This window comes from Aeribacillus sp. FSL M8-0235 (assembly GCF_038000355.1).
Taxonomy (GTDB): Bacteria; Bacillota; Bacilli; order Bacillales; family Aeribacillaceae; genus Aeribacillus; species Aeribacillus composti.
In genome coordinates, this window is record NZ_JBBOBW010000001.1 from 743,622 (window position 1) to 755,469 (window position 11,848).

At 38.8% G+C, this 11,848-nt stretch carries 9 protein-coding genes; 8 read left to right on the forward strand and 1 reads right to left on the reverse strand.

The window, feature by feature from the left end:
• The first annotated feature begins 367 nt into the window (after positions 1 to 367).
• The 7 genes from NSQ71_RS03650 to NSQ71_RS03680 all read left to right on the forward strand — a co-directional run bounded on the left by NSQ71_RS03650 (position 368) and on the right by NSQ71_RS03680 (position 8,807).
• Positions 368 to 2,356 carry a sigma-54-dependent Fis family transcriptional regulator gene (locus NSQ71_RS03650; protein ID WP_327873234.1) on the forward strand — a complete coding sequence of 663 codons (1,989 nt, stop codon included), beginning with the start codon at positions 368 to 370 and terminating at the stop codon, positions 2,354 to 2,356.
• 231 nt (positions 2,357 to 2,587) lie between these two features.
• Positions 2,588 to 3,016, forward strand: a complete 429-nt coding sequence (locus NSQ71_RS03655) for a DUF2935 domain-containing protein (protein WP_339195668.1) — start codon at positions 2,588 to 2,590, stop codon at positions 3,014 to 3,016.
• 458 nt (positions 3,017 to 3,474) lie between these two features.
• Positions 3,475 to 4,575, forward strand: coding sequence for a sensor histidine kinase (locus NSQ71_RS03660; RefSeq protein WP_340732927.1), 1,101 nt, complete (start codon positions 3,475 to 3,477; stop codon positions 4,573 to 4,575).
• Complete coding sequence (locus NSQ71_RS03665; RefSeq protein WP_094245164.1) at positions 4,575 to 5,210, forward strand: response regulator; 636 nt, start codon at positions 4,575 to 4,577, stop codon at positions 5,208 to 5,210. Before NSQ71_RS03660 ends, NSQ71_RS03665 begins: the two co-directional genes overlap by 1 nt.
• A gap of 273 nt (positions 5,211 to 5,483) precedes the next feature.
• Positions 5,484 to 6,416, forward strand: a complete 933-nt coding sequence (locus NSQ71_RS03670; protein WP_063389232.1) for an ABC transporter ATP-binding protein — start codon at positions 5,484 to 5,486, stop codon at positions 6,414 to 6,416.
• Between the two features lie 13 nt (positions 6,417 to 6,429).
• Positions 6,430 to 7,695, forward strand: a complete 1,266-nt coding sequence (locus tag NSQ71_RS03675; RefSeq protein ID WP_340732928.1) for an ABC transporter permease — start codon at positions 6,430 to 6,432, stop codon at positions 7,693 to 7,695.
• Positions 7,692 to 8,807 (forward strand): ABC transporter permease, encoded by a 1,116-nt coding sequence (locus NSQ71_RS03680; RefSeq protein ID WP_066246774.1) that lies wholly within the window; start codon positions 7,692 to 7,694, stop codon positions 8,805 to 8,807. The genes NSQ71_RS03675 and NSQ71_RS03680 overlap by 4 nt, the downstream gene beginning before the upstream one ends.
• Positions 8,808 to 8,847: 40 nt before the next feature.
• Here the strand turns inward: NSQ71_RS03680 and NSQ71_RS03685 are convergent, their stop codons facing one another.
• Positions 8,848 to 10,545: an ABC transporter ATP-binding protein gene (locus tag NSQ71_RS03685; RefSeq protein WP_340734401.1), complete on the reverse strand. Its 1,698-nt coding sequence runs from the start codon at positions 10,543 to 10,545 to the stop codon at positions 8,848 to 8,850.
• Positions 10,546 to 11,078: 533 nt separating this feature from the next.
• On the opposite strand from NSQ71_RS03685, the gene rraA reads away from it, so the two are divergent.
• On the forward strand, positions 11,079 to 11,564 hold the full coding sequence (gene rraA, locus NSQ71_RS03690) for a ribonuclease E activity regulator RraA (RefSeq protein WP_340732930.1): 486 nt from the start codon (positions 11,079 to 11,081) through the stop codon (positions 11,562 to 11,564).
• Positions 11,565 to 11,848 lie beyond the last annotated feature (284 nt).

The following is an 11,848-nucleotide window of genomic DNA, read 5'->3' on the forward strand; positions in this document are numbered from 1 at the left end:
GAGAATACCATAAAGAAACAGAATTTTTTACGACAAGCAGTTCAAAACGTATTGCTCAAAATTAATCTGTCGCATGCACACTTGAGCAAATGCGTTAAACATTTGACATCGTTTTGATAAAGCGATGGTGAACGCATGAATTTGATTCAAAAGATTAAAAATGCGAATCTAGACACTTGATATCTTCGAGTAAATACGTTAATAATTGTGGTAACACTTGTCACTTCCTTGCTTATCATCACTGGTGTGTAATTCCTTAAGAACTACGGGGGTGGTAAGTTTTTTGCTTTTAAAGCCCCGAATAAAGTATTTTTATAATCTATTTTCGAAAAATTTTGATAATATGTCCAAGAGGAGGGGGGAGTACATGGGCAATCCATATATATCTATTTTCTCTACGCACAACTTGCCAGATAAAAAAAGAGATTTGGAAACTTTATGGGAAATGTTTGTGGAAAGATCGTGGGAAGATAAAATATCGGGCAAAATACGAAAAAATGTTTTAGATTCTTGGAGCCGCTGTCAGGAAACTGGAGTTGACCCGATGCAATTGCAAACGAAGGCAGCTTTAACAGAATACGAATTAAATCATCTGTTAAAAGGATCTGAGCTATATCAAATTGCGAAACCGATTATTGATAATTTATTTTATAAGTTGAAAGGTACTCGGTATCTTATCACGCTGACGGATGAAAACGGTTGCATAATTTATTTAAAAGGTGAACCGTATGTTTTGCGGGAAGCGGAAAAAATGAATTTCACAGTTGGCATGGACTGGAGCGAAAATGCAGCAGGTACAAATGCGATTGGAACGTGTATCGTCACCCAAAATCCCATTCAAATTTTTTCTGCAGAACACTTTTGTCAAGGATGTCATCCATGGACATGTTCTTCAGCTCCTATCATTCATCCCTTCACAAAAGAGGTCATCGGTGTCATCGATTTTACAGGATTTTGGGAAGATGCTCAGCCTCATACACTTGGTTTAGCTGTATCCACTGCACAAGTGATTGAAAAACAGCTTGCATACGTCTATATGAAAGTGAATAACTATTTAATAGATTATTTTTTTCAATGCGCAAATAAATGGAAAAACGATCATATTCTAGTACTGAACCATGCCTTTTATGTTGTGAAGAGCAGTGAAAAGCTAATGGAATTATTTAACCTGAAACATGCAGGAGATTTGGCGGTAAATCCTGATTTTCATCCTTTAATAAATGAGATGAAAAGGATGTCCAAATTCTCTGCGAAAAACGATATTTCCAGCGATTTGATGGTTCGAGATTTCAAGGTTTTAGCAATCGAGCCGATTCATTTTAAAGGGGAAGTTGCTGGATATATGGTCGTGTTGAAGGATAACAAAAAGGTATTCCGTACCACTGCGCGATACATTCTCAAGGATGAACCATGGAACGATATTATTGGGACATCGGATGCATTGTTAACAGCACTAAACAAATGTTATAAAGCTGCTCCTTCAAATGTTCCGATTCTTCTGTTGGGAGAAAGCGGTACAGGAAAGGAAAAAATTGCAAAATCAATACATCAATCCAGTCAGAGAAGAGACAAACCTTTTTTAGCAATAAACTGTGGCGCAATTCCGAAAGAATTGATTGGAAGTGAACTGTTCGGTTACGAAAGTGGAACTTTTACCGGAGGTTCGAAAGAAGGGAAGAAAGGAAAATTTGAGGAAGCAAACGAAGGAACCTTGTTTTTAGATGAAATCGGCGAGATGCCGCTAGATCTGCAAGTCCATTTGCTTAGGGTGCTGCAAGAAAAGGAGATTATGAGGCTGGGTTCATCTCAAACGATTCCAATCAATGTGAGAATTATTGCTGCAACGAATAAGAACTTATATGCCTTGTGTAAACAAGGGCTTTTTCGCGAAGACTTATTTTTTAGACTTAACGTTGTTACGGTTAATATTCCTCCTCTTCGTGAGCGAAGGGAAGATATTCCTCTGATTGCTGATTATTTCTTAAAAAAATTTGCAAAAAAGTATGCGAGAGAATCCCTTTCCATTGCGCAAGAAACTTTAAATTACTTTTTAGAATATTCGTGGCCCGGCAACATAAGAGAAATGCAAAATGTCATTGAGTATGCCGTCATATTTAGTGATTCTCCTGTTATTAGGATAGAAGACTTACCGGCATACTTTATTGAAAACAGAATGAGCCTCTCCATCAATAACCAGCTTAAAGATTTATCTTTAATTGAAATCGAAGAGCAAAAAGTGCTTGTCAGGCTTTTAGAGGAAACAGGCTGGAATTTATCAGCTGTCGCCAAAAAAATGAATATTGCCAGGTCCACTCTTTATCGGAAGTTAAAAAAATATCAGCTAAAACAAACATAAGCCGATTTTCTCGCGTAAATCCAATCATATTCACTAAACTCTTCACATGTCATCACATCTCAAATTTTTTAAAACAAAAGAACACCTAGGCAAGGCGCTTTTTTTACGGTGTCATAGATAATAGAAGCTAGTGTGTTGAAAATAAAAAGATCCTCAAACAAAATGAGCTATCATACCTTATCCATTCCTTCCATACAATTGAAATGAACGACGATCATGGGAGGATGGATGATGCAATTTTATTACGGTCAGCAAATGCCGCTTCGCATATTGGATGAAGCGGAGTTTTGGAAGCATCAAGAGGAAGAGCATACTGTTGTGATCCGAGAGCTTGTGGCAAATTTAGAGCAAAACTATGTAGATGCTTTGTTAAATTGGGAAGAAGAATTGTCGAAGACGCATCAAAAGGTTGTGCGCTATATTGAGTCTGTCATACGCTCCCCTTACTATATTCCAGCAAAGCTTTATCAACGAGTATTGAATTTGGTGTCATTTTGCTTAAAGCAAAGTCTCGATTTTATTAAATTATGCCGGCAAATTAAAACGGAAAGCGCTGCTGTTCGAAAAAATCCGACCGCCAAAGTTGTTTTGGACCATATTATTCGTGAATCAGAATATTTTGTCGGCATAGCGCAAGTGCTGTTGTATGGCAGCAAGTAAATTTTCAAGGGAATTCCTTTTTTGAAGGAGTTTCCTTTTTGTTTTCCTGGATTTTATTATTATATCTACGATGTGTAATTTCGAGAGTATGAGGATATTTTTACATACTATGGAATACTAGTAAGAAAAAATTTTATTTATAAAAACCGCTGGAATATTGATTTTTATGCGGTTTTTACATTAACTAATTAGATATAGGAATTGTTATTGTTAGTTATAGGATTTAGTTAAAGACATCGGTTAGATTAAACCGGTGTCTTTAATTATAGAGGTTGTTATTTAGAAATGTTGAATTCTAAAATCACAGGGTAATTATTTTGGAGAGAAAAAGGAGGAGTTCAGTATTTTAATTAATTGGTACATGATTTGAGAAATGTCCGACATTTCTTTTGAAAAGCCGTTGACATTCTTTTATAGTTTCAGTAGGTTGATAGTAGGTTACAAAGGGTGGGATGTCAGTGAAGGCTTTTTTATTCAGAGTGTTCGTTTTTGCTGTTTTATGGACGTACTTTTTATTTTCAGCTTTTTTGGATCATTCAGCACATCTCACCTTATTGGTATTTTTAAGTGCTTGTACAATTGGCTGCTATTATTTTCTGCCTGTTGTCAAAAATCCTCTTCTGTTGTACATCATCGTGGATCTCTTCATTTTGTCAGCGGGATGGCTTCAGTCTGCTGCAGGCAATCATGCCTCTCTTTTATTAATTTTATATCTTTATGTCGAAGCAATTTTTCAGCTGAGAAAACAGCCCTTTCGTCTGTTTGCCGTCATTCATGTTTCTGTTTCGATTTTGATCGCCATATTCCTTCCTAATCCTTTTGAATGGCTGACGGTGTTTGCTATATTTACTTTCATTTCTGTTGTTTTAAATGAATATATCTTTGAAAGGAAGGAACAAAGGGAGTTGTATGAACAACTATTAGGAGAATATAGAGGATTAAAGCGTATCAGCTATGAAAACGAGCGGTCGGCCAGATTGGAAGAACGAACGAGAATTGCCCGTGATATTCATGATTCTGTCGGGCATAAATTAACGGCATTGCTGATGCAGCTTGAGATGCTTTCGATCAAAGAGAAAAGGAAGGAATATGAAGAATTAAAATCTTTAGTTCGCGAAAGTTTAGAGGAAACGAGACATGCAGTTAGGGCGCTAAAAATGGATGAAAGTGAAGGGATTTCGTCAGTGCTTCAGCTCATTCGCAAGCTGGAATCGGAAAGTCATATTATGGTGCATTTTACGACGAAGCAAGGGGTTTTATCGGCCCGTCTTACTAATCAGCAAAATGTCGTTTTGTACCGAGTCATCCAAGAGGCGCTAACGAATGCGATGCGGCATGCGCAATCAAGGGAAGTGTATATCATACTAGGAAAAAATGCGATCGGTGACTTGGAATTTACGATAAAAAACCGGATATCGGATGCCAAACCGTTTCAAAAAGGCTTCGGTTTAACGAATATGAAAGAGCGTGTGAAAGAAGCTGGAGGAAGCTTGAACATATTTCAAACAAATGATGAGTTTGTTGTTCATGGGACTTTGCCAATAAAGGAGTATGAATGATGACCATCCGTATTTTACTTGTTGAAGATCAAGCCATTGTCCGCCAGGGCTTGAAAATGATGATCGAACAGGACGAGCAATTAAAAGTAGTCGCGGAAGCTGAGCATGGGTTAAAAGCAATCGAAATAATGGAAAAGACAATTGTAGACCTGATTTTAATGGATATTCGCATGCCAGTTATGAACGGAGTAGAAGCGACTAAAAAAATAAAAGAGCGGTGGCCTGATGCGAAAATTCTTATTTTAACAACGTTTAATGATGAGGAATATGCCGTACAGACGTTGAAGGATGGGGCAAGCGGTTTTTTGCTGAAGACATCTGAACCGGCAAAGCTGATTGATGCGATACATAGCTGCATGAAAGGCGGAATGTCCATTCATGAAGATGTAGCGGCAAAAATGGTACCGAAGCTGCTGGAAAAGCCAAAAAAAGAGATGGTGAACGTGCCTTTAACACCGCGTGAGCTGGCGATTGTGAAGCTTGTCGGCGAAGGAAAAACGAACAAAGAAATTGCGTCTGACCTTCATTTGTCCGTCGGAACTGTCAAAAACCATATGACGCAAATTTTAAATAAGCTTGGGCTGCGGGATAGAACACAGCTCGCTATTTATGCCATTAAACATGATATTTGCTAGCTGTTTGATTAGGATCGGCTATTTAGGCCGGTCTTTTTTTGTATTGAAATAATGCCGTGAAATTTTAAAGCTCTATGTTAATGAAGCGTTCATAATTGAAAAATGTTTGCTTCGACTCGGAATGTTTGCTGATTTTCAGCGCTATTCCTAGAGACTTTGTAAATGTATGACCTAAGTCATAGTTTTTCAGTGAAAAGAGTGACTGCAGATAGTATGTGAGAAAGTGCGGACGCTGTAATATACAAAATAGAACGTTGAGAGGGAGGATAAAAAATGCTGGAAGCTGTTGAAATAACGAAAAGGTTTAAACAAACGCATGCTGTAAACGGTGTGAATTTATTTTTGGAAAGAGGGGAAATCATCGGGCTTTTGGGGCCAAACGGCGCCGGCAAATCGACCACCATTTCAATTATTTCTACTCTGATTCCGCCGACAAGCGGTGATGTTCGTTTGAATAACGAAAGTGTCATCAAAAGGCCGGAAAAGCTCAGAAAAATTTTAGGGGTTGTACCGCAAGAAATTGCATTATATCCCGATTTATCAGCGCGGGAAAATTTGCTGTTTTTCGGCAAAATTTATCGGCTGTCAGGTTCGCAATTAAAACAGAAGGTAGAGGAAGTTTTGGAAATGATCGGTTTAACGGATCGCCAGCATGATCTTGTCAAAAATTTTTCAGGCGGAATGAAGAGAAGATTGAACATCGGGGCTGCCTTGCTGCACGAACCTGAATTGATCATTATGGATGAACCGACAGTCGGCATTGATCCGCAATCAAGAAATTATATTTTGGAAACGGTCAAAAGGTTAAATAAGGAGAAAAAAATGACCGTATTGTACACGAGCCATTATATGGAGGAAGTCGAATTTTTATGCAATCGCATTTACATTATGGATAAAGGTAATATTTTAGCGGCCGGTACTAAAGAGGAGATAAAAAATATTTTATCGGCAGAAAACACAATCCAAATTACTGTCGAGCGCGTGAACGATTCATTTATTCAAGCGCTGCGTGATCATCCGGTTGTCAATCGCGTGACTGTGCAAGATCGGGTAATTACCGTATTAACGCCAAAGGAAGCGAATGCTTTTTCCATATTGTTCAAAATTGCTGAGGAAACAAACACAATGTTGACATCTATCGAGATTAAAACACCTACTTTGGAAGATGTGTTTCTTCATTTAACTGGAAGAGCATTACGAAATTAAAAGGGTGATGATCATGATTGGACAATTTATTAAGAAACAATTTTTAATAATGATCCGCAATAAGCAGGAATTGCTTCTTCTATTAGTAATGCCGTTCACTCTTATATCTATTTTAGGTTTTGCGCTCACAAGTGTAATGGACAGCAAAAAAATGGATATTCAAGCGAAAGTAGCGATTGTCGAACATGGCAATGAACAAGAGGACTTCGAAAAATTCGCCAACGACGTAAAAAACGTGCAAATGCCGGATGAGGAAAAGGAATTTCTATTAAAACAAGTGGAAAAAATGATGCCTATTTCCATTTTAAAACAAGAAATTTTAGGCTCAAAAGAGCTGGAACCGTATATACAAATGGCAGAGTTTCAGCCTTCTGAATTGGAGGAAATCCGTGAAAATGACAAATATACAGTCATTGTTGAAGTGCCGGAGTATTTTTCATACACGTTGTTAAACCATTTAATATTTGGTGAGAAAACGAAGCCGAAGCTTAGTATATATGTCAACGAAGGCAAAGAAATTACAGCCCAATTTGTTCAAGAACTCATCACTGAATTTCAAGAGCAATATTCTTTGATTTCTAAACTGGATCAGGCTGGCTTAAACGAATCACTTGAACTGCCTGTCGTAAAAGTAAAGGGAGAAATGGAAACCGTGACAAAACGGGAGCCTATTAATTCTTTTACTTATTATACAGTCGGCATAAGCGTTATGTTTGTGTTGTATCTGGCCTCGTATATTTCGTCTCATGCTTTGCAAGAAAAACAGTCGAACGCATTCCATCGTTTGTTGCTTGCCAATGTACCGAAAAATTTATACATGGCTGCTATTTTCATAACTTCCTTGATCATTGCCTTTTTTCAGCTCTCCTTGTTATATGCTTTAGCAGCCGTTTTTTACAGTGTCAAGTGGCCGGATCTCGTCTCGTTTATCATTGTTACGCTTGCTCTTTGTGTGGCAGTCGGAGGAATAGGAACCTTTTTAACATCATTGAGCTATCGAATAAATTCAGATAATGTTTCCATTTTCTTCTCAAGCGGAGTCGTTTCTATTTTGGCTTTTCTTGGCGGCAGCTATTTCCCGGTTTCGCAAATGTCGGAATTTATGCACAAATTGGGGGATATGACGCCAAATGGAGCCGGCATGACAGCTTATTTAAAAATTTTGCAAGGCTATGATCTGTCGCAATTTATTTGGCCTGTCATATACTTATGTCTTTTCGGTTTTGTTATGTTCGTATTGAGCTTGCTAGTTTTCCCAAAAAGGGGTGAAATGGCGTGATCGGAGTTTTGACAGCAAAGCTGCGTCTTTTTATCCGGAAGCCTTGGCTATTTTTAATGGTGTCGATCCTTTCTGTCGTTTTTGCTATGCTCATCAGTTCCGTAAACAAACAGACTATAGTTGTTCCAGTATACAGCGCACTGCCTGAAAGTGAAGTGAAGGAAATCATTCGCTCTCTTGAGCAGTATAATCTATTTTCGTTTAAAAGGATGAAAAAAGAGGAAGTTGAAAAGCTGGTTGGCGAAGGTAAGGCGGAAGCAGGTGTGGAGCTTAAAAAGGACGATTTCCGCATAATCGTTGCTTCCAATACCCCCAATAGCTATTTGGTTCAGCAAACGGTTCAAAAAGTTTACGCAAAAGCATTACAATCCAAGTCGATCATCGATCAGGTGAAGGAAAAACAAGGAGAATCAAGCGCAAAGCAAGTGGCAAAATCGCTTACGGAAGCGAAAAACGATCCGGTGTTTACCGTAGAGACAAAACATTTCCGTGCGGATGAAACTGTTATCATCAACAGCAAAATGCAATCGATTTTCGGCAGTGTCTTATTTTTTGTCATTTATACGATTGCGTACAACGTTTTCAATATATTAATGGAAAAGCGAAACGGCATTTGGGATCGAATGATTTTGTCGCCGGTCAAAAAATGGGAGATGTATACCGGAAATTTAATTTACAGTTTTGCAACCGGCTATATTCAGGTGGCGCTTATTTTTGCAGTCTTTCACTTTGTGTTTGATGTAGATTTCAGCGATAAATTTTGGTTTGTGCTCGTATTGCTCATCCCTTATGTACTGGCAATTGTCGCAATATCAATTTTTATAGTAGGAATTGTCAATAATGAGCAGCAGTTTCATGCGGTGCTTCCGCTTGTTTCTGTCAGCATGGCGATGCTCGGAGGAGCTTATTGGCCGCTGGAAATTGTTTCTTCGGATGCACTTCTCTTGCTTTCAAAATTTGTCCCCGTTACGTATGGAATGGACCTGTTAAAAGGGGCGGTAGTTTACGGCTACTCATTCAGCGATTTGCTCTATCCGATGAGCATCCTATTCTTGATGGCTGTTGTGTTCATGGGGTTAGGGATCAACATTATGGAGCGGAAACGGGCTTAAGCGGTCAGCTTCCATTTGTAAATTATATGCGGCTCCCGCCTTAATCGTTGGCGGGAGCAAAATTTTGCATTTGTCGGCTGACAAGCTTTTGATACAACGGATGGGACTGCAACAGCTCATTATGTGTTCCCTGACCGGTAATTTTACCATTTTCGAGGACGATGATTAAATCTGCATTAATAATAGTTGAAAGTCGATGGGCGATGACAAATGTTGTACGATTTTTCATAAGATGAAGGAGAGCGTTTTGCACTTTTTGCTCGGAGTTGCTGTCTAAATTGGATGTAGCTTCATCCAGCAGAAGAATTTTTGGATTTCTCAACAGTGCCCTCGCGATGGCAATGCGCTGACGCTGCCCACCGGATAGCTTGATCCCTCTTTCGCCGACTTCCGTTTCATAGCCGTCTTGCATTTGTTCGATGAATTCATCTACATTAGCCAATTGCGCGGCTTTTCTCACTTCTTCTTCGCTGACTGTACGATTTAGCCCGTAGCAAATATTTTCACGAATCGTGCCAGACATAATCGGGCTTTCTTGAGAAACGTAACCGATCTGTTGGCGCCACTCAAAAAGCGGAAATTCGCGAATGTCGGTATTCCCTAATTTTATTGCCCCGTTTGTTGGCTGATAGAACCGTTCAATAAGGGAAAAAATAGTTGTTTTACCAGCACCGCTTGGTCCGACGATCGCGACGGTTTGGCCGGGCTTCACTTCAAAATGAACGTTTTGCAAAATCGTTTTTCCTTTTTCATAAGCAAACGAAATGTTTTGAAACACGATTGGTTTATGAACATCAATTCTTGTATTTCCATTATTATGTTCTGTTTCTGTATTCAAAAGCTGCTGAATTCGTTCTGTCGCACCCATTGCCTTTTGGAAAGCTGTAAAAAATCCTGCCATTTGGCTAAAAGGTACAATAATTTGCACCATATATATTATGATGGCAACGAGCGAACCTGCGGATAATTCCCCTCTGGCAACACGAATTCCTCCATAGCCGATAATGACGACTAACACCGCCATAATAATCGTTGTCATTAAAGGTGAAATAATCGCTTGGATTTTTGCTTCCTTCAAGCCGAATCGGAACAACTGCTGAATTTTTTGATTTCCGTTTTGTTTTTCGACAGGTTCGGCAATGTTTGATTTTACCAACCGGATATCGCTCAGCACGCGGCCTAGATTGCCGCTGAAAGTGGCCATTTCGTCTTGGGTTTGCATGGAAATTTTATAGATTTTCTGTCCAAGTGGAAGAACCAATACGATAGCAAGCGGTACAAAAATAAACAGAATGAGCGTCATTTTCCAATCAATGATAATTAAAATAGCGACAGCCCCTAAGACCGTAACAATTCCTGAAACGAAATTAGCTAAATGCTCGGTCACGAGCGACTTTACTGTATAAGTGTCCTGTGTTATGCGGCTCATCAATTCTCCAGATTCATGGCGGTCAAAATAAGGTATCGGCAAATACAGCACATGGTTCCAAAGCTTTGAACGGATTTTTGCCACAATATATTCGCCAATATAAGACATAAGATAATAGGAGAAGCCTGATGTGGCTGACTGAAGAATAAAAACTGCAATCAATAAAAAGATTAAATGAGTTTCAATACTTGAAGTTGAAAAACGATCAATCAAATCCCGTGTAAAGATCGGAACGACTAATCCTGTAGCTGCTTCCAAAAGACTTAATGCGATTGCCGCAACAAAAATCCAGAAAGGAGGGTTAGCCATTTTTATCAGCTTTTTAAAATTTTGCCAGGAAGTTTGATTTTTTTCAAAATTATCCACAATGAATCTCTCCTTTACGTTCGGGCCATTTTGAATCAGGATTGCTGGATAGCTTCTCTCCTTCTTAGTTTTATCTTAAAACCTGACGTAACGTTAGAATCAATATATTTTTTGAAAAAATGATTTAAATTTTGAAATTGTATGGAAAGGAAGAATTGCGGCTGTCTAAGTGGAACAGATTTGACGTCTCAGTCCTTTTCATATCGTTAAAACGGTTACATGAAGCCCGCCTCTAAGCAAGTGGGAGGGGGTAGTTCATCGAAATATTTTAAAGAAAGAATTAATGAATCACTAAGTGCAAGAGAGAAGAGTTTGGCTTTGTGTTGCGCCGGCTAGTATCCAGCAAGCCCGGCCAAACAACGAAAAGCGAGCGCGAATCTTGACCTTTGATTATTTTTTCAATTTGAAAGGGTTTTGCTTCTTGGTTGTCAAAATATATTTTTGTATCAATCATAGATGGGGAAGGAGAATTCATCATGAAAACTGCTGATTTATGCGATCAATATTTAGAAAAGCTTCAAGTTTGTAAATTGCCGCTTATCAGTTATGGGGGACAAAAGGAATTTTCAGGTCCAATTGCAACGGTTGAAGTGTTTGAAGATAATGTGCTAGTTCGTCAGGCTCTAGAAACGATCCCAAAAGGTTCAGTTCTAGTTGTGGATGGAAAAGGTTCACGAAACTGCGCGCTTTTAGGAGATCGTTTAGCTCAGATTGCATGTGAACGTGAATTATCTGGCGTGATTATAAATGGATGTATACGCGACTCCGCTGAAATTGCGACGATGCCGATTGGGGTAAAGGCACTCGGCACCTGTCCGGTTAAAAGTAAAAAAGAAGGGAAAGGAAGCCGTGATGTCGTACTTGAATTTGGTGAAGTGCACTGGATCCCAAATGCGTATGTGTATGCTGACAGCGATGGCATTGTCGTTTCTGAAGTGTCGCTAAATATGAATATAGAATAATTTAATTGATTGCATACTGTCCTTACGCGGGACAGCATATCTATACTTGAAAAGCTGTCAAACGATACAGAGGACGAAACGTAATGTCGAAAGGAAAAATGAGAATTTTTTGCGAATAACACGCGTTCAGACGCACCGTCAGCCTATATAAGTAACAATGAAGATCTAGACAAAAAGTCGACATTCGTATAAAAGTGTCGACTTTTTCCTTTTCAAAATTTACGTCACTTTTATATTTGACGATTTATTACACTTATTGCTATTGCTGTTGCCGCTGCCAATCG